Here is a 19845-nt window from a genome sequence, read left to right on the forward strand (position 1 = left end):
TTATTGGAGCTGTTATTTTGCGTTTTTGCCTAAGAAATCGAGGTAAGGTTTCACCAAAAGTTGCTCTTGTTCTAAAATCGGTAAATGCCCGACTCCTTTGAGAATGATTGGCTCTTGTGCATTTTTCAATAAGCCTTTGAGTTCAGCCGCAGCTTCAACATTGATAATTTGGTCTTTATCTCCCCATGCAATCAATACCGGCTGGTCAATAGAACGTGCTGCAATGGCAAAAGAATCTGGGGTAAATAATTTAGACATGACAATCAGTTGCTCAACCAATTTGGTGGTGTTTGCCGATTGGCTAATCATCAATTTCTCTTGAGCATCTTTTAATTCTTTAGGAATGAAAGGCGGTAGACTGGTGGCAATTTTCATTAAACGATCAAAATCGCCAGGTTTGCTGACAATCATATTACGTAAAGTTGTCGGATCTTTTAAATAAGGAGTATTGGCAGATTTAAATACACCTGCACTATCAATTAAAAATAAAGATTTGGTATCAACAGGGTATTGTGCTGCGTAAAGTAAGGAAATCGAACCACCCATCGAGTGACCAGCGACATTTAAGCCATTGTCTACTTTAATGGCTTCAGCAAAACGACGTAATTTTTCAGTGAGATTGGGCAATGAATAATCAAAATCGTTAGGGACTTTACTGTCACCTTGACCAGGAAGATCAGGAATAATCACATGGTAATAAGGCGTTAAGTAACGTGCTACACGATTCCAGTTGTCACGACTTCCAGCTAGGCCATGAACAAGCATAATGGTTGGTTTGCCAGCTGGTCCGCCTTCACTATAGGCCCAATCAATATCACCGACTTTTACACGTTTGGTTTCCATACCCGCCCATGCACGTTCTTGTTGAAGCACACTTTGAATGTCAATCGCTGGAGCAGCATAGCTTGTGGTCGATAAGCCTATTGTTACCACAGAACCCATTGCCAATGCCGTCGATAAAATCAGTTTGTTGAAGATTCCTTTCATCTTTGAATACTCTTGTTGTTGTATTTGAGGTACGATTTAAGATTAGATTATGTACAGTCAAATTACATTTGCCTAAAATGTTGAAAGCCTATTTTCAAAGTCAATTTAACCCCGTTTGCCAAGATGCTTATGAATATTATTTTTTATTACTTGATTGATCTAAAAAATGTCAAATCATGAACTCGTTCAGATGATTTTAAATGTCATCATACAAATTCCCCAAGGTAAAGTTGCCAGTTATGGTCAAGTTGCCAAATATGCAGGCTTACCCAAACATGCACGGTTGGTTGGGCGTGTATTAGGACAGTTACCTGAAGATCATGATATCCCTTGGTATCGCGTGGTTAATTCACAAGGGCGAATCAGCTTAAAAAAGCTGGATGAAAAGGGAATGTGTATTCAGACTGCAAAGTTATTGGCTGAGGATGTTGTGGTTATTGATGGCAAAATAAATCTAAAAAAATATCAATGGGCACCTTAGTTCCTCACTATAAAGATAGTGAGGAATCTTTAAAACAAATGGTGAAAATTATTTAATTACTAAAACAGGGATTTGTAATTCAGTTAATAAGCTTTGCGCTACGCTACCCATAATGATTTTTTTCAGTCCGGTACGACCATGTGAACTGAGGATGACCAAATCAATTTTTAAATCCTGCACAGCTTGATTTAAGGTATGTGCAATATTTTCACCTTCGAGTAAACGTGTTTCAACATGCACACCTTCTGCAGCAAATTGATCTTTTGCTACATTGATATTGGATTGAATAAATTCACGAGCACGCTCAATCAGCATATTGCTTTGACCATGCGCCAAATATTCTGATGCAATATAAGGGTCTAAAGTCATCACCTGTACAACCGTGATTTTACTGTTAAATGCTTTGGCAAATTCAACCGCATGTTTCACAACAGATAATGAAGTTTCTGAACCATCAACAGGAACGAGGATATTTTGATAAGCCATGTCTATTTTCCTTATTTTACCGAAAAGCTGAGTTGAATATTTATTACAATTCTAAGTCTATAAAGTCATCATAACGTGAATATGAGATGAATAAAACCGAGTAAATGTGTAGGGATAATTCATATAAATATCATAAATTTAATTAAAAGCATTGGCATCAAGTTACATCGTTTTTTTGCTTGCAAATGCAGCTGAATAAAAAGATAAATCAATCAATAAAATAAAGATCGAGATGCAATCAAGCATGATCAAAATAAAGCTTTAAATTGTTTAAACAAAAGCCATACACAATTGAGAAAATAAAGAGGCTGAATGAAACAATTGGCAAATTGTAAATCCAGTTCTTCCTTTAAAATGTTTTAAATATACATACTGAAAATAATAGGACATTACAATTTAAACCATGGATTAAAAGGAAAAGACAATGGAATATCAAACAATTATAGTCGAAGAAAAAAATGCAGTTGGATATTTGAGCTTAAATCGGCCTGAACAATTCAATAGCTTTACACCGCAAATGTGCCTTGAAATTGTAGAGGTCTTAACACAATGGAAAGATGATACCGAAATCCGCATTATTGTGATTGCTGCGATTGGAAAAGCATTTTGCGCAGGTCAGGCGATAAACCCAGATTTATTTGATGGCGGTGCTATAGACTTGGGTTTGGTCTTGGAAAAAAACTTTAATCCCTTATTAGCGCTCATCAATACACTACCAAAAGTGATCATCTGTGCTGTAAATGGCGTTGCAGCTGGTGCGGGAGCGAGCTTAGTATTGTTATGTGATATCGTGATTGCAGCAAGGTCTGCAAGCTTTTCACAAATCTTTAGTAAAATTGGCTTAATTCCAGACTGTGGTGCAACTTGGTTATTGCCGCGTATGATCGGCTTTGCCAAGGCCAAAGCATTGATGCTGACTGCCGAAAAAATCAGTGCAGATGAAGCTGAACGATTGGGAATGATTTATAAAGTGGTAGAAGATGATCAGTTACAGATTGAGGTTGTTCGCTTAGCTGAGCATTTGGCAAGCCAAGCCAGTCTGAGTTTTGCCTTGATTAAACAAGCGATGCGGGTCAGCATGCAAAATGATTTTACCAGCCAAGTTAAAGTTGAGCAGGATTTGCAAAGACAGGCAGGGCAGTCAGCAGATTTTTTAGAAGGTGTTCGCGCTTTTTTAATGAAAGATAAGCCAAATTTTAAAGGACGATAAATAACGATGTTTATCCATAAGATGCAATCGATCAAGACATTAAAATGGATGATGTACGCTGGACTCTTGTTTTTCTCACAGCAGGCAATTGCGGATCAAATCAAAGCAATTCCATGGGTTAAAATGAATACTGAAACAGCTCAAGTCACGCACATTTGCCAAGCATTAAAAATAAGCTGTACTAACAATGCAGAAGTCTGGAAAAAGAAAACCATTAAAGATAATCACTTATATTTAATAGACAAAACACCTCAATTAATTGAATTCGTAAAAGAAAATAATCAGTATGTCATGCTGAATTCTTGGAATTTCAAGCATTATCAACACCATAGTAAAAGTCCTATGGATGAAGTGTTAAGTAGTGATGGTATTCGTATTTATCCAGCATTTTATCCTTTAAATCGTCAAAAGTTCGCCATTGCTGTGGTAAAGCGCTGGAGCGTGAGTTATTCAGGCGGTGGGCGATTGGAAGAGATTGCAGACTTTGTCATGTTAGAGCCGAATGGTGTATATAAACTGGCTCTGGCTGATACACCTTTTCATTCTTATGAGCGGATTCGAGCGTGTTTTTCTCAAGAGGAATATGAAAACTCAACAGATTGCCATGATGAAAGTAGTTCAAATTTATCTATTGAGTTTAAGAACATTGGGAAAACGTATTATCAATGGATATTGAATTATAACGATTTAAGTTGGGAAGCGTTTTAACCTGAAACATCAAAGCTAGTAGAAAAGTCTCATAATAATGTAATGCTATTTGCGCGAGAATAGTATGCTCGAGGTTATTAGAATAAGAAATAAAAATTACACATAACATAATTTGATTATGTATTGCATAAATTTAAGCTTTCTTGTAGGATAAATTTAGAGTTAAGCGTCAGTGTAAATGCAGCTTAAGGTTAGCGCTTTACATGGACTAAATTATGGAAAGGAAGAGTTCAAATCAGGATATTTTGTTGATTGACCTAAATACCTGTGATCTTTTCTCGGCATTAAAAAACGGATGAATTTATTCAAATAAGGGAAACTAGATGGATATTTTAGATAACCCATTAGAACTATGTGGCTTTGCATTTATTGAGTTTGTTTCGACGGAAAATGGATTAGATCAAATCTTTGAAGCAATTGGTTTTGCTAAAGTCGCAAAGCATAAATCAAAAAAAGTTTATTTATGGCGTCAGGGTAATATCAATATTATCTTGAATTATCAACCTGAATCTTATGCATCATTCTTTTTTAAAGAACATGGCCCATCAGCATGTGCAATGGGGTTTAGAACACGTGATGCAGCCAAAGCTTTTAAAAATGCAATTGAACTTGGCGCAGAGCCAATGTATTCGCAAGCAGGACCAATGGAATTAAATATCCCAGCGATTAAAGGGATAGGCGGTATGCCAATTTTCTTGGTCGATCGTGATATTTATGAAAATGATTTTGTATTCTTTGATGACGAAAATCGAAATCCACGTGGTGCTGGTTTAAATGAAATTGATCATTTAACCCATAATGTCTATAAAGGGCGCATGGATTATTGGGCTAATTTCTATGAAAAAATCTTTAACTTCCAAGAAATTCGCTATTTCGATATCAAAGGTGAATATACGGGTTTAACTTCTAAGGCGCTGACTGCACCTGATGGGATGATTCGTATTCCTTTGAATGAAGACTCAGACAAAGGCAATGGGCAAATCGCCGAGTTTTTGACTGACTTTAATGGTGAAGGCATTCAACATATTGCTTTTATTACCGATGACTTAATTTCAACATGGGATAAGTTAAAAGGTTTAGGGCTGAAATTTATGACGGCACCTCCTGAAACTTATTATGAAATGTTAAAAGATCGTTTACCTGATCATGGTGAACCGACAGAAGAGCTGCAAAAGCGCGGTATTCTGTTAGATGGCAATACCAAAGACGGTCAGAAAAAACTGTTATTACAGATTTTCTCTGAAAATATGCTTGGACCTGTATTCTTTGAATTTATCCAACGTAAAGACGACGATGGTTTTGGTGAGGGCAACTTTAAGGCATTGTTTGAATCAATTGAACGTGACCAAATCCGCCGTGGTGTATTAGAAGCCAAATAACAAAATCGTACTCAATAGAAAAAAGCCAAGAATTAAATTCTTGGCTTTTTACGATCTTTCACTAAAAAATTAACGTGTTTGTATGTATTGATTCATCGCAGCAACTTCACGTTTAAATAGTTCAAGTTTTTCACTACCCGCGTTGACTGGTAAAAACATTTCACTGTCTAATGCAACAATACAAAATTCCATTGCAAGATGCGCATTGAAAATAGGTAAACCTACAGCATTAATACCAACAAGTAAGTCACCTTGGGCAATTGCCATACCTTGCTGTAAAGTATTTTCTTTTAAAACAAGAAATTCGTCCCAGTTGGTGGGTTTGACCTGACTATGGTTCAGTGTTGCTTTTTCCCATTCGGCGTGCATCAATGGTTTGGTTAGTGCTTCGGGTAAATAGGAGGCAAAAACCCGCCCAGCAGCTGAATTGACTAAAGGCATGATCGAACCGACTTTGGTCACAATTGAAATCGGATGATTTGATTCAATCGACTGTACAACTAATGGGCCTTTAGGTGACCATTTGCTGATTTGAATCCCGCAACCAATTTTACTTTGTAGTTCATAAATAAGATGCTGAACAAGCTGTAAAACATCGGTGTGTTGGATACAGTTTAAACCTAAACGCCAAGCTTGATCACCAAGCGCATACTGACCATCTTCAAGTTGTTTTGCATAATTCATCCGAATTAGACTGACAAGATAACGGTGTACCTTGGCTGGATGCATATCAAGTTTACTCGACAGCTCTTTTAAAATAATCGGCTTATTATGTTCCAAAAGGGCATTGAGAACGGCTAAGCCCACCTCAAGTGATTGAACCCCACCAGACAACTTTTCTTCAATCATTGAATAACCCTTAATCTGCATACGATCTAGCAGTGTTGATGTGCTGTCGATATTTGATTTACATATTTAACACATAGTGCCTGAGCATTGTACAAAATAGAACTTATCTTTTTAAATGAAATCTCAACAGAGCCTCAGTGAATGTTATCAGCATACAATTGTTTTTGTAGTGCTGCATATGATTTATTAAACAACAGTACATCATCAAAAGGTCTAGACCATTAAAGTTGAGCCGATAAAAATCGGTATTGGAGTCACAACGCTTCAATACCGATGAGTTCTAGCATTGTCCCACAGCAATATTTTAAATACTGATTGCTGTTGTTAGTTGAAGGTTACATAAGTTCCAGCAAAACGAGCATTGTGTGCCATTAAAGCTGCTTAATATCGTGTTCAACTAGATCTAGGATGCCAAATCACGAATCATTCGATTAATAAACTTAGTAAGTACTCAGTTGGCTTTGGCCCCCCGACATACTCAACTGAGCATGATTATGCTCCCAATTCGTCTTCATGCAAAAAATGAGTATGCTGAGGCGCACGTTTGGTACGGCTCCACTCTTCCAGCATTTCTAATTTCATTTCTTCGGTAATTCGTGCAATTTTTGCATCTGCATGCACATCGTTATAGGTCAGTTCTAAACGATGACCATTGGGGTCAAAGAAATAAATCGAGTGGAAAATGCCATGGTTGGTGACACCAAGAACTTTAACACCCTGTGTTTCAAGATGTTCTTTTGCAATCAATAACGTATCGAGGTCTTCAACTTCAAATGCGATATGTTGAACCCATTGAGGGGTATTTTCGTCACGCCCCATATCGGGTTGAGTGGGCAGTTCAAAAAATGCCAATACATTGCCTTGTCCAGCATCTAAGAATAAATGCATATACGGATCAAAGGCTTTAGTAGAAGGCACATGGTCTTCAGCAAAGGCCAAAATAAAATCCATATTGAGCATTTTTTTATACCATTCCACGGTTTCTTTGGCATCTTTACAACGATAAGCAACATGGTGAATTTTTTTAATCGCAAAGCTCATGATAAAACTCCTTTATCTCTATTCCCAATCTGGTTGTTGTTCTGGGGCTGCATTGAAGAAGGCAGGAAGGGTTAAACAGTGTTGACTAATCGACTCAATCTTTGCAAAAGCGCTTAAATCAATTTTAAAGCGTTTGGCGTTATAGACTTGAGGAATCAAACAACAGTCTGCAAATGTTGGTTGTGTACCAAAACAGAATTGCCCATTTGAATCTTGTAGTTGGGCTTCTAAGCTATTAAAGCCCGCTATGATCCAGTGTTGGTACCAGTGTTTTTTTTGCTCGTCACTGAGACTGAGATCATGTTGTAAATACTTTAAGACTCTTAAATTATTTAACGGATGAATATCGCAGGCGATCGCTTGTGCAAAAGCACGTACTTTACTGCGCGTGACGATATTGTCAGGCAATAATGAAATTGCTGGATAACGTTCTTCCAGATATTCCAAAATACTGAGTGACTGTAAAAAGCTTTGATCCTCATCCACTAAAGTTGGAACACATTGGCTTGGATTAACGGTTTGGTAACACTCTAGCAGTTGCTCATTCTTGACCAAATGCACGGGCTGTATTTCATAACTCAGTTGTTTGAGGTTCAGTGCAATCCGAACCCGATAAGCTGCAGAGCTACGAAAATAACTATACAGTTTCATAGCTCAAGTCTTCTGTTTGATGAAAGCTAAACTGGCGTGCTGGTAAAATGCTATTAGCAACCTCACCAAAGCCCACTCTGATCCCTGCTTTTTCACAATAGCCTTTCATCACAACACGGTCACCATCTTGCAAGAAACCACGTTTTTCGCCATTCGAGAGGGTTAGCGGTTTGGTGGTATTCCATGTCAGTTCAAGCAAACTACCATACGCATCTTCTGTAGGACCTGAAATTGTGCCTGAACCCATCAAGTCACCGACTTGGACATTGCAACCTGCAATCGTGTGGTGGGTGAGTTGCTGTGCCATTGACCAATACATATATTTAAAGTTGGTTTGGCAAATTACATCAGCGTGTGCTGATTGAGGGCTTTGAACTTCAATACTGAGGTGAATATCATAGCTGTTGGCAATGTTTTCTTCTAAATAGCAAAGTGGTTTAGGCTGTTGTTCTGGACCTTTGACTTTAAATGGTTCCAGTGCTTGCATGGTCACTACCCAAGGTGAAATTGCACTTGCAAAAGTCTTGGCGTTAAACGGGCCTAATGGTACGTATTCCCATTGTTGAATATCACGTGCCGACCAGTCATTGAGCAAAACCATACCAAAAATATGCTCCCAAGCATCTGCAATCGCGATAGGCTCACCCAATTCAGTCGCTTTACCAACGATAAAGGCAGTTTCTAATTCAAAATCGAGTTTACGTGTTGCAGAGAAAACAGGGCGCTCTTGATCTGGTAATTTGATTTGGCCAGAAGGGCGAACAATATCTTTGCCACTGACAATCACAGAGCTGGCACGACCATTATATCCCACAGGCAGTTCGCTCCAGTTTGGAAGCAATGCATTCTTAGGATCTCTAAACATGGTTCCGACATTGGTGGCATGTTCTTTGGACGAGTAGAAATCTGTATAGCCAGAGACTTGAATAGGTAAGTGCAAAGTGACTGTATTTTGCTTAAACAATGCGTTTTGGCGTAAAACCACATCATCACGAAGTGTTGGATTTTCAGCAGAGAGTAGACTTTGTAATGTCGTACGAACCTTTTGCCAGTTGTGTTTACCCGTTTCTATAAATTTATTCAGTGTCGCTTGATTAAAACAATCTTGATGTCCATTGATCGCTAATAGTCCATGTGCCTCTAAGTGGGCAAGGTCTATGACCCAATCTCCAATGGCAACACCCACTCGTTTTGTGCCTTGAGGTGTTTCACTAAAAATACCGTAGGGCAAATTATGTATTGTGAAATCTGATTGTGAGTCAATTTCAAGAAAACAAGTTAAATGTGAGCTCATGATTTGCTTTCCTTGTCTTTAATTTTGTTAGGGGTGATCAAAATCTTTGATATTTTTTCTTAAGTATTTGAAAAACAAATAAATATAAAGTTATTTAGATGCCTTGTTCAAATGACTCAAGCAAGTTGTCAGTGTCTTATGATTTCTATCATACTGAAAATATTTGATTACGCAATACATAATTTAATTACATAATTCATAATAATTGTTATTTGTTGAATTTTCTGCTTATATGCGCGGTTATGAGAAAAGTAAATCAATTATTTTTCGATTAGATATAGGCATTTTTGATTAACTTATGATATACGTAATTTTGAATACAAAAATTACGAGACAAGGATGAGAATAATCATATGTCAAAACATGAGCAAGGAAACCTGAAACATGGTTTAAGCAATCGGCACATCCAGCTTATCGCGCTAGGTGGTGCTATTGGTACAGGATTGTTTCTGGGTATTTCGCAATCGATTAAGCTTGCAGGTCCTTCAGTCATACTCGGTTATGCGATTGCTGGATTTATTGCGTTTTTAATGATGCGACAGTTAGGTGAAATGGTGGTTCAAGAACCCGTCAGTGGTTCATTTAGTCACTTTGCCTACAAATACTGGGGCTCATTTGCAGGTTTTATGTCTGGCTGGAATTATTGGGTACTCAATGTTTTGGTATGTATGGCAGAGCTGAGCGCAATTGGTCTTTATATTCAATATTGGTGGCCTGAAATTCCAACTTGGATTTCAGCATTGGTGTTTTTTGTTTTAATCAACGGTATCAACTTATTGCATGTAAAATTTTTTGGTGAAATGGAGTTTTGGTTCTCTATCGTCAAAATTTTGGCAATCCTAGCCATGATCGGCTTTGGTTCCTATCTACTTGCAACAGGTACAGCAGGGCCACAGGCAAGCATTAGTAACCTTTGGGCATTGGGCGGGTTTTTCCCATTTGGTGTGGAAGGTTTAGTCATGGCAATGGCTGTGATTATTTTTGCCTTTGGTGGGATTGAGCTATTTGGTATTACTGCAGCAGAAGCGCGTGATCCTGATAAAACTCTGCCTAAAGCAGTCAATCAAATTATTTATCGTATTTTGATTTTTTATATTGCAACACTGTTTATCTTATTTGCACTTTTTCCATGGAACCAAATGGCAGAAGGCGGTAGCCCATTTGTAATGGTATTTGCTTCACTGGATAGTCATGGTGTTGCGACCTTACTGAATTTTGTCATTCTTACCGCAGCTGTTTCGGTGTATAACGGGACCAGTTATTGTAGTAGTCGAATGTTACTTGGTTTAGCACAACAGGGTAATGCACCGAAGTTCCTTAAGCATATTAATAAGCGCGGTATTCCAACCAATGCGGTTTATGTTTCAGCTTTTGTCACAGTTTTATGTGTACTACTCAATTATGCATTTCCAGAAAAAGCATTTGGTTTATTGATGATGTTGGTGGTTGCTGCAATTGTGATTAACTGGGTAGTTATTTCATGGACGCATTTAAAGTTCCGTAAAGCCATGCAAACACAAGGGCAAACCACCAAGTTTCCAAGTATTGCTTATCCATTCAGTAATTATCTTTGCATTATCTTTATGTTGGGTATTCTGGTGGTAATGTCATTCACCGAGAATATGCGTATTGCGGTAATGATGATTCCAGCATGGATTCTTTGTTTGATGCTTGCTTATTATCTGAAACAACGAAAGTTAAAAAATGCACAGCAAAATGTTGTGTTAAATTCTGATGTATAGCAAAAGATTTTAATCTTTGCAAAAGGGCTAAATTGATATTTAGCCCTTTTGCTTTCTGTGTGATTATTAACCTATACCGAGGAAATTATTCTGCTGCTTTTAAAAACTCAATCAATTGATTGATATCATCACTTTGTAATCGCTCTCGAATTTTTAGAATTTGCTTCTCATCTAAATCATACAATTTAACTGACTGTAATTTTTCAATCTGATCTTGAGAAAACCGATATTTAATAATTTTTGCCGGTACACCACCGACAATTGCATACGCTGGCACGTCTTGAGTGACGACTGCACCTGTAGCAACGATGGCACCTTCACCTAGTGTTACCCCTTGCATAATCATGGCACGACTGCCAATCCAACAGCCATCGCCAACCACCGTATCCCCAGCGGGTAAAAAGCTACGGGTATCAAAAGGAAATGTAGAGATCCAGTCAGGGCGATGTAATTGATTGCCACCCATCATGACCACACATTCCGCCCCAAAACAAACAAAGTTACCAATATATAACTGGTCAATTGGTTTCTCTACAGTTGACGGCTTATCATGCAAATAACGCACCACGCAACGTTCAAATCCCTGATCCCAATATGCTGAATAATACGAATAATTTCCTTTAATATGAATATTGGGATTTTTCACAGTTTTAGAAATAAACTCAAATTCGCACCAGTGTTTTACGGGGGAGTGAATAGCGTCAGTCATGGGAGTACAAAAGCTTAAGTGCAAAGGCTAGAGCGCGCATTGTAACCTTAGATTGAACTTAGATCTTGATCAGCAATTAAAAAATATTCAGTGTATTGGGTTTAAACATCAATTCTTCAGCTATTCCTTGGCTGGTATTCAAGTATTAACCTATTTTTAAATGGATCAAATGGGTGGCATGGGTATGACGGATATGATCAGCACGATGGTTAAAGTAACGATGGGTAATGTCTTTACCTGATAAATCTTCAACCACCTGATAACCCATCATTGCAACTGCATGATGCAATGCTTGCGAAGCAAACGCACCAATCAAAGGCTCTTTTAAGAAACGGGTAAACTGTGACACTGCGAAGCTACCCAAACGCTCAATACCTTGTAAAGCTTTGTAATCAATCGAATAATCCATCACGACTTGGCTATTTTTGCCAGTAAAGGCTGCAATGTTGTGTAAGGTTGCCAAGGTTGCTTGTGGGGTTAAATAATGGGTTGTGCCCAGCCATGAAAAGAATGCAGCTTGGGTATTTTGAAATCCACTACGCGCCAAAGCATCAGACAGTTTTTCTTTTTCAAAATCAATGCCGACAAATTCCACGTTGCTTGGGAGCTCAGCTGTATTACTGAGCTTTTTTAATTTTTCTAATTTTGTTCTTTGTGTATCGGGATGATCAATTTCAAATATTTTGAGTTGAGGGTATTGCTGGGCCAAGCGTAATACAAAAGAGTCTAGACCAGCGCCAACCAATACATACTGTTGAATATGATCATGTTCAATGGCTTGCTTTAAAAGATCTTCTGTATAGCGAGAACGTCCAACCACTTGTCCAGTTAATTTACCAAAAGTTTGATTCATCAAATTGGAATTTAACGCTTTACGTAGAAGGGCGTTATTTAAAAGTAAGCGCCATTGTGAATTGGTCATTTCAAATGCATAAGGGTCAGAGAATACTGGATCGTTAGCATTTAAATGGTGATTGGCTCTAATTGCTGCTGCCGCTTCAGCAGTTTTACTTGCTCGTCCTGCTTTCATCCTCGTCCTCAATGAATTTTAATTTTTCCTCAATGTAATGCATAGAAAATATTTAACAATGGCAATTTACTTTGAGCAGTTGGTGAAAATTGCTAGTTTTCTTGGTATCTATATGGCCGAGGCATTTTATTTAGCTTGGCGCAAGATCTGAGCGATGTATAGATGATGTTTGATATTTATTCAATGGATAGGCGAGCAGTGTTATTTTCTGGGTGAATGTAGGATTATTCTGATCTGACTGTTTTTAAATTTTTTATCTATAGTCACCCTTCACTTGTATGAATAATGAGGTGGTTTGACTATATATCTTGAGTTTTTGACAAAAAATATTTGAGTCTGTTTTTCTTAGTCAATGATTGATGACTGAATATAAAAGTGATTCGTTTTTTGTTATAGATATTATATTTTTAGCCCAATAAAAAGGGCTGAATCATCAGCCCTAGTATGTGTTAAATATATTCAACACTTACCACTTCATATTCCACTTCACCCTGTGGTGTGGTGATTTTGGCTTCGTCGCCTTCATTCTTACCAAGAAGACCACGCGCAATAGGTGAGTTCACTGAGATCTTATTGATCTTAAAGTCAGCTTCATCATCACCTACAATTTTATAGGTTTTCTTTTCTTCAGTATCCAAATTCTCAATGGTTACTGTCACACCAAAAACCACACGACCAGTTTGTTCAAGTCCTTTAACATCAATGACTTGGCAAGCACCAAGTTTACCTTCGATGTCTTGAATACGACCTTCACAAAAACCTTGTTGCTCGCGCGCTGCATGGTATTCTGCGTTTTCTTTTAAATCCCCATGTTCACGTGCTTCTGCAATTGCAGCAATAATACGTGGACGATCAACAGATTTTAGCTGTTGCAATTCTTTCTCTAAGGCGACCTTGCCTTCAGGAGTCATAGGATAACGTTGCATTGTTGTCCCTCAGTTCAGTATTTTAAAAAATACAGGTTTATAAAATGAAAAAAGCCCGCCACCGATAAGATGACGGGACTTATCGGAAACGAATTAACCTAGTGTTTGCAAATCTTGCAAGCGATATACATCCATTGGCAATTTAATTGCTAAAGCTTGGCATACAGCATCAGCACCATTCAAGGTTGTTGTGTAATACACTTTACCTTGAAGCGCAGAGCGACGGATTGAGAATGAATCCTGCTGAGCTTGTTTACCTTCTGTAGTATTGATAATGAGGTGAATCTCGCCATTTTTCAAGCGGTCGACAATATTTGGACGACCTTCTGTTACTTTATTCACACGTTCACATTCAATACCAGCGTCTTTAATGACATCATAAGTACCGCCAGTTGCGATAATTTTGAAGCCCAAATCCACCAATTGTTTCGCAATACCCGCGGCACGAGGTTTATCTGAATGACGTACTGAAATAAATACGTGCTTCACTTCACCTTCAGTTGGTTTACCCGGTAAGCGATCATTAGAGCCTAACACAGCTTTATAGAAAGCTTCACCAAAAGTTGTACCAACACCCATCACTTCACCAGTAGATTTCATTTCTGGTCCAAGGATAGGGTCTACACCTGGGAATTTGTTGAACGGGAATACTGCTTCTTTCACAGCAAAATGCGTTGGGATAATTTCTTTTGTGAATCCTTGAGATTCTAAAGATTGACCCGCCATACAACGTGCTGCAACTTTTGCTAATGATTCGCCGATACATTTAGAAACGAACGGTACTGTACGAGACGCACGTGGGTTCACTTCAAGAATATAAACGTCATTGCCTTTAACAGCAAACTGTACGTTCATCAAGCCAATCACACCAAGCTCTTTCGCCATAGCAACGGTTTGACGACGCATTTCATCCTGAATCTCTGTAGAAAGAGAGTAAGGCGGAATTGAACATGCTGAGTCACCAGAGTGAATACCCGCTTGTTCGATATGCTGCATAATACCGCCGATCACCACATCTTTGCCGTCAGATACACAGTCAACATCGACTTCAGTTGCATCATCAAGGAAATGGTCAAGCAGTACAGGTGCTTCGTTAGATGCTTGTACAGCATCACGCAAGTAACGTTTAAGTTCGTCGTCGTTGTATACGATTTCCATCGCACGACCACCAAGGACATAAGATGGACGTACAACCAACGGATAACCCACTTTAGATGCTTCAGCCATACCTTCTTCAGCAGATTTAACAATGCTGTTGCTTGGTTGACGAAGATTCAAACGTTGAATCATTTGTTGGAAACGTTCACGATCTTCTGCACGGTCAATCGCATCTGGAGACGTACCGATAATTGGTGCACCTGCTTCTTCTAAAGCACGAGCCAATTTCAAAGGTGTTTGACCGCCGTACTGAACGATAATACCTTTTGGTTTTTCTGTACGTACGATTTCTAAAACGTCTTCTAAAGTGATCGGTTCAAAGTACAAACGATCAGATGTGTCATAGTCAGTTGAAACCGTTTCAGGGTTACAGTTAACCATAATGGTTTCATAACCATCTTCACGCATTGCAAGGGCAGCGTGAACACAGCAATAATCGAACTCGATCCCTTGACCAATACGGTTAGGACCACCACCGATCACCATGATCTTGTCACGGTTAGATGGATTCGCTTCACATTCGTCATCATAAGTTGAGTACATGTAAGCAGTATCTGACTCGAACTCAGCTGCACAGGTATCTACACGTTTGTAAACAGGGTATACACCCAAGTTCCAACGGTGCTTACGGAATTGCTTTTGCGAAATACCCATCAAGTCTGCAATACGTAAATCAGATAAACCTTTACGTTTAAATGCACGGATATTGTCAGCGTTCAAATCACCAAAACCTAAAGTTTTGATTTGCTCTTCAGACTGAATGATGTCTTGGATTTGAATCAAGAACCAACGATCGATATTGGTTGCAGCAAATACTTCATCTAATGTGAAGCCATGACGGAATGCGTCAGCAACATACCAAATACGCTCAGGACCTGGCACTTTAAGCTCTACCAAGATTTTATCTTTCGCGCCTTCAGTACCCACCGCAATTTTCTCATCGAAACCACAAGCACCGACTTCAAGACCACGAAGTGCCTTTTGTACTGATTCTTGGAAGTTACGACCAATTGCCATGACTTCACCCACAGATTTCATCTGTGTTGTGAGTGTTGCATCAGCTTGTGGGAATTTCTCGAAGTTAAAGCGAGGAATCTTGGTTACAACATAGTCGATGGCAGGTTCAAACGATGCAGGCGTTGTTCCACCAGTGATGTCATTTTTCAATTCATCAAGGGTATAGCCCACTGCAAGTTTTGCTGCAATTTTGGCAATAGGGAAACCTGTTGCTTTAGACGCAAGCGCAGAAGAACGAGATACACGAGGGTTCATCTCGATCACAACCATACGGCCATCTTTCGGGTTGATACCGAACTGAACGTTTGATCCGCCTGTTTCTACACCAATTTCACGTAGCACTGCTAAAGAAGCATTACGCAGTAATTGGAACTCTTTATCTGTCAGAGTTTGTGCAGGTGCAACAGTAATGGAGTCACCTGTATGCACACCCATTGGATCGAAGTTTTCAATGGTACATACAATGATACAGTTGTCGTTTTTGTCACGAACAACTTCCATTTCATATTCTTTCCAGCCAATTAATGATTCATCAATCAATAATTGTTTGGTTGGAGAAAGATCAAAACCGCGTTCACAGATTTCAATGAATTCTTCTTTGTTATAGGCGATACCACCACCTGAACCACCCATCGTAAATGATGGGCGGATAATCACAGGGAAACCGAAACGGGCTTGAATTTCAAGCGCATGTTCCATGCTTTCTGCAACATCAGCACGTGGGCATTCCAAACCAATTTTGCGCATTGCGATATCGAAAAGTTTGCGATCTTCCGCTTTTTCGATGGCTTCTTTGGTCGCACCAATCAATTCAACATTGTATTTTTCTAAAATACCGTTAGCATCTAGTGCCAATGCACAGTTTAATGCCGTTTGACCACCCATTGTCGGAAGAACCGCATCTGGGCGTTCTTTCTCAATGATTTGTGCAACAGTTTGCCACGTAATCGGTTCGATATACGTTGCATCTGCCATAGTCGGGTCAGTCATAATAGTGGCTGGGTTAGAGTTCACCAAAATAACACGGTAGCCTTCTTCACGAAGGGCTTTACATGCTTGCGCACCTGAGTAATCGAACTCACATGCTTGCCCGATGACAATCGGACCCGCACCAATAATTAAGATGCTTTTAATGTCTGTACGTTTAGCCATGATCGCTTCCTTAATTACTTCTTAGATGCTTCAATAAGTTCGATGAAATGATCGAACAATGGGGCACAGTCATGTGGACCAGGGCTTGCTTCAGGGTGACCTTGGAAGCTAAACGCAGGTTTATCTGTACGATGAATACCTTGTAAGGTTTGATCGAACAAAGATTTATGCGTAGCTTTGAGGTTTGCAGGTAAAGTTTCTGCATCTACTGCGAAGCCATGGTTTTGAGAAGTAATCATCACTGTACCATTTTCAAGGTTCTGTACAGGATGGTTTGCACCGTGGTGACCATGTGGCATTTTCACAGTTCTAGCGCCAGAAGCTAAAGCTAGAATTTGATGACCCAAACAAATACCGAAAACAGGTAGGTTTGTAGTTTCAACAATGGTTTTTACTGCTGCAATTGCATAATCACATGCTGCTGGATCGCCAGGTCCATTTGACAAAAATACGCCATCTGGGTTTAACGCCAATACTTTTTCAGCAGGTGTTTGTGCAGGAACAACAGTTAATTTACATCCGCGGTCTGCAAGCATACGTAAGATGTTGGTTTTGACACCGTAATCGTATGCAACAACATGAAATTTTGCTTCTGGTTGAGAAAAGCCTTGGCCCAATGTCCATGAGCCTTCGGTCCATTCAAAACCTTCTGGGTCACAACATTCTTTCGCAAGGTCTAAACCATCTAGACCACCAAAGGCACGTGCTTTTGCAATAGCTTCTTCTTCAGTAATATTATCGCCGGCAAGAATGCATCCGTTTTGTGCGCCTTTGTCACGTAAAATACGTGTCAATTTACGAGTATCGATATCTGCAATGGCAACGACATTATGTTGTTGTAAATATTCGCCAAGAGACTGAGTAGCTCGGAAATTGCTGTGTAATAACGGTAGGTCACGAATGATTAAACCATTCGCCCAAACTTTATGAATTCGACCTGATTCAGCGTCTTCTTCATTACAACCAGTATTACCGATATGAGGATAAGTTAAAGTTACAAGTTGCTGTGCATAACTAGGGTCGGTCAAAATTTCTTGATAACCAGTCATGGCAGTGTTAAAAACGACTTCACCAGTCGTACTTCCCGTAGCGCCGATCGATGTACCTTTAAAAACAGTACCGTCAGCAAGGGCTAAAATGGCGGGGGTGCTCAAACCATAGCTCCTGAACTAAAACCACAAAAATAGGGCTGTAAAAAAGCGAGTAGACGAAAAAAAAGGAAGGCTTACTAAATCCTACCCTCCTCTTGTCTGCTCGCTTGTAACTTAACAGCGCATTATACGCATGAGCCTCTCGAAAGTCTATTTTATTTCGAGGGATAATCTAAGATAAATACCTTGCTATTTAGCATTAATTCTGCTTTTAAAGTGAATTGTTTGAAATTGTAAGTATTTAAATATTGTCAGACAAATCAAAATCTAAAATTTATCCTTTCAATGTATCTTATTGACTCACATTCCAGGGGGAATCAATATGACTATATCTAAAGAAACTGTTACAAATAAAGTAACAAAAGAGACTGCGGCTTTGAAAGAAGTTGTAACTGAAACTACAGAAAGTTTAGAGAAGTTAGGTAAAGAAGCACAGCAAAAAGTTGCTGAAGCGGTTACCGAAACTAAAACTAAACTTGAAGCAGAATCAGAGCAATTAACTGAGCAAGTTCAAGATCAAGTACAAAACTTTAAACAAGATTTGGTACAACGTCTTGATGTGATCAAATCACAATTTTCAACTTCACAAAAAGATTTGGTTGAATTGGCTGATTTCTTAAAAGCAGAATTAAGCATTTTAGTGAAAGAGTTAACTGAAGTTGGTAAAGAAATTCGTGAAGATGTTTCACAAATTTCGAGCAAACATAAAGTACAGTTAACTGAAACTTTAAAGCGTTCAAAAGATCATACTTTAGAAGTTTGGAATAAAGTAACTACAAAACAATAAGATATGTAAAGCTTATGTTTTGAGGAAGGCCATTTTTAAGAGAAATGGCAATAAAAAAGTGAGGCTAGTTGCCTCACTTTTTTATTTTCAAGCACAGTTTACATAAGCGTATTTTAAAATGTATGTAACCAATCACGTTTATTGTGAAAGTCGGCTTGTTGGCCACTGTGTTGCATGGCAAAGAAATGTTGACCTTGCGTGGTATTTAAAACAGCGCTTAAACCCAAAAATAAGTCTGACCATTTTAATTTATTGGCAAGCATGAACTCGCTAAGATCTATGCTGACATTTAATCCATAATGCGTGCGCTTTAACTGATTTAATTCAATGTCATAAGCAGCGACTGGTGGCATATTTTCAGGATAACGATATTCTTCAAATTGGTAAGCTTGCCAAGCTTGAGAAGGGGATAGATTAATTTCACGATAATAATCTTCACCTTGCACACCAATAAAAATCTCAAAACAGGTATTTTCCCAAAGGAAATCCTGACGTGGATTTGCTGTAACCAGTTCAGGATAAATTATGAATTGATTGGGATCTCTTAACCAATAACCGACATTGAGTGTATATGGGCTAATTTGTTCAATCGCACCAACTAGGGAGATACTTTGAAAACGACGATCAAATGCATTCAGTTCGAAACTTGCCATGAAAATAAATCTTAATTTGAAAGATGAGCGTGGCGAACTAAATTAGACAATTTTGGATTTTGTTTCGCAGCTTTTTTATAAAGCAATGCAATTTTACCAATTGTTTGAACAACTTCCGCACCAGTGACATTGGCAATTTCAGTAATCGTTGCAGCACGTGCTTCGCGGTCTTCACCTGTAACCTTGACTTTAATTAACTCGTGATCATTTAAAGCACGGTTTAATTCTTCAACGACACTTTCAGTCAAGCCTTTATCGCCAAGCATTACAACAGGGTTTAACGCATGTCCGATTTGACGTAAACGTTTACGTTCTTGGATAGATAGAGCCGCCATAAAAGATAACCTAATTTTAGAAACGACTTAGTATAACAAAAGCCATATCACTACGCTGTAAATTCTGTAGAAATAATCGATGAAGCTTATTCAAAAAAA

19 protein-coding genes are annotated in these 19845 nt (G+C 38.7%); 6 read left to right on the plus strand and 13 right to left on the minus strand.

All coding sequences use genetic code 11. The features are described 5' to 3' along the window. Nucleotides 1-12: 12 nt before the first annotated feature. Entirely contained in the window at nt 13-987 is a 975-nt protein-coding gene (locus tag PYV58_RS05285) for an alpha/beta hydrolase (RefSeq protein WP_034610822.1), read from the minus strand. Between the two features lie 166 nt (nt 988-1153). Between PYV58_RS05285 and PYV58_RS05290 the strand changes: the two genes are divergently transcribed. Continuing rightward, a complete protein-coding gene (locus PYV58_RS05290; RefSeq protein WP_034610824.1) occupies nt 1154-1468 on the plus strand; it encodes an MGMT family protein in 315 nt (104 codons plus the stop codon). A 48-nt stretch (nt 1469-1516) separates the two neighbouring features. Here the strand turns inward: PYV58_RS05290 and PYV58_RS05295 are convergent, their stop codons facing one another. Further along, nucleotides 1517-1954, minus strand: a complete 438-nt coding sequence (locus PYV58_RS05295; protein WP_004823242.1) for a universal stress protein — start codon at nt 1952-1954, stop codon at nt 1517-1519. Between the two features lie 424 nt (nt 1955-2378). Between PYV58_RS05295 and PYV58_RS05300 the strand changes: the two genes are divergently transcribed. The 3 genes from PYV58_RS05300 to hppD all read left to right on the plus strand — a co-directional run bounded on the left by PYV58_RS05300 (nt 2379) and on the right by hppD (nt 5251). Next, on the plus strand, nt 2379-3164 hold the full coding sequence (locus tag PYV58_RS05300) for an enoyl-CoA hydratase-related protein (RefSeq protein ID WP_034610826.1): 786 nt from the start codon (nt 2379-2381) through the stop codon (nt 3162-3164). A 6-nt stretch (nt 3165-3170) separates the two neighbouring features. Continuing rightward, on the plus strand, nt 3171-3872 hold the full coding sequence (locus PYV58_RS05305; RefSeq protein WP_004823240.1) for a hypothetical protein: 702 nt from the start codon (nt 3171-3173) through the stop codon (nt 3870-3872). Between the two features lie 323 nt (nt 3873-4195). Beyond that, complete coding sequence (hppD, locus tag PYV58_RS05310) at nt 4196-5251, plus strand: 4-hydroxyphenylpyruvate dioxygenase (protein WP_034610828.1); 1056 nt, start codon at nt 4196-4198, stop codon at nt 5249-5251. Nucleotides 5252-5320: 69 nt separating this feature from the next. Here the strand turns inward: hppD and PYV58_RS05315 are convergent, their stop codons facing one another. The 4 genes from PYV58_RS05315 to fahA all read right to left on the minus strand — a co-directional run bounded on the left by PYV58_RS05315 (nt 5321) and on the right by fahA (nt 9086). Further along, nucleotides 5321-6100: an IclR family transcriptional regulator gene (locus PYV58_RS05315; RefSeq protein WP_034610833.1), complete on the minus strand. Its 780-nt coding sequence runs from the start codon at nt 6098-6100 to the stop codon at nt 5321-5323. A gap of 492 nt (nt 6101-6592) precedes the next feature. After that, on the minus strand, nt 6593-7141 hold the full coding sequence (locus PYV58_RS05320) for a VOC family protein (protein ID WP_004823238.1): 549 nt from the start codon (nt 7139-7141) through the stop codon (nt 6593-6595). Between the two features lie 18 nt (nt 7142-7159). After that, complete coding sequence (maiA, locus tag PYV58_RS05325; protein ID WP_034610836.1) at nt 7160-7792, minus strand: maleylacetoacetate isomerase; 633 nt, start codon at nt 7790-7792, stop codon at nt 7160-7162. Continuing rightward, a complete protein-coding gene (gene fahA, locus PYV58_RS05330; RefSeq protein ID WP_034610841.1) occupies nt 7779-9086 on the minus strand; it encodes a fumarylacetoacetase in 1308 nt (435 codons plus the stop codon). The genes maiA and fahA overlap by 14 nt, the downstream gene beginning before the upstream one ends. A 353-nt stretch (nt 9087-9439) precedes the next feature. On the opposite strand from fahA, the gene PYV58_RS05335 reads away from it, so the two are divergent. Then, a complete protein-coding gene (locus PYV58_RS05335; RefSeq protein ID WP_004823234.1) occupies nt 9440-10828 on the plus strand; it encodes an amino acid permease in 1389 nt (462 codons plus the stop codon). 85 nt (nt 10829-10913) lie between these two features. Here the strand turns inward: PYV58_RS05335 and PYV58_RS05340 are convergent, their stop codons facing one another. The 5 genes from PYV58_RS05340 to carA all read right to left on the minus strand — a co-directional run bounded on the left by PYV58_RS05340 (nt 10914) and on the right by carA (nt 17974). Beyond that, nucleotides 10914-11537, minus strand: coding sequence for a CatB-related O-acetyltransferase (locus PYV58_RS05340; RefSeq protein ID WP_034610846.1), 624 nt, complete (start codon nt 11535-11537; stop codon nt 10914-10916). A gap of 145 nt (nt 11538-11682) precedes the next feature. Further along, on the minus strand, nt 11683-12567 hold the full coding sequence (locus PYV58_RS05345; protein WP_034610847.1) for a class I SAM-dependent methyltransferase: 885 nt from the start codon (nt 12565-12567) through the stop codon (nt 11683-11685). Nucleotides 12568-13016: 449 nt separating this feature from the next. Then, on the minus strand, nt 13017-13493 hold the full coding sequence (gene greA, locus PYV58_RS05350; RefSeq protein ID WP_004717337.1) for a transcription elongation factor GreA: 477 nt from the start codon (nt 13491-13493) through the stop codon (nt 13017-13019). Nucleotides 13494-13586: 93 nt separating this feature from the next. Continuing rightward, nucleotides 13587-16820, minus strand: coding sequence for a carbamoyl-phosphate synthase large subunit (carB, locus tag PYV58_RS05355; protein WP_004823231.1), 3234 nt, complete (start codon nt 16818-16820; stop codon nt 13587-13589). 14 nt (nt 16821-16834) lie between these two features. Continuing rightward, on the minus strand, nt 16835-17974 hold the full coding sequence (gene carA, locus PYV58_RS05360) for a glutamine-hydrolyzing carbamoyl-phosphate synthase small subunit (protein ID WP_004823230.1): 1140 nt from the start codon (nt 17972-17974) through the stop codon (nt 16835-16837). Between the two features lie 319 nt (nt 17975-18293). Between carA and PYV58_RS05365 the strand changes: the two genes are divergently transcribed. Next, nucleotides 18294-18758 carry a hypothetical protein gene (locus PYV58_RS05365; RefSeq protein WP_034610852.1) on the plus strand — a complete coding sequence of 155 codons (465 nt, stop codon included), beginning with the start codon at nt 18294-18296 and terminating at the stop codon, nt 18756-18758. 113 nt (nt 18759-18871) lie between these two features. Here the strand turns inward: PYV58_RS05365 and PYV58_RS05370 are convergent, their stop codons facing one another. Together PYV58_RS05370 and yhbY are read right to left on the minus strand one after the other, a co-directional pair. Continuing rightward, a complete protein-coding gene (locus PYV58_RS05370; RefSeq protein ID WP_004717328.1) occupies nt 18872-19411 on the minus strand; it encodes a DOMON-like domain-containing protein in 540 nt (179 codons plus the stop codon). 11 nt (nt 19412-19422) lie between these two features. Continuing rightward, nucleotides 19423-19746 (minus strand): ribosome assembly RNA-binding protein YhbY, encoded by a 324-nt coding sequence (gene yhbY, locus PYV58_RS05375; RefSeq protein WP_004717326.1) that lies wholly within the window; start codon nt 19744-19746, stop codon nt 19423-19425. Nucleotides 19747-19845 lie beyond the last annotated feature (99 nt).

It is taken from the genome of Acinetobacter sp. TAC-1 (assembly GCF_029025845.1).
Classification (GTDB): Bacteria; Pseudomonadota; Gammaproteobacteria; order Pseudomonadales; family Moraxellaceae; genus Acinetobacter; species Acinetobacter guillouiae.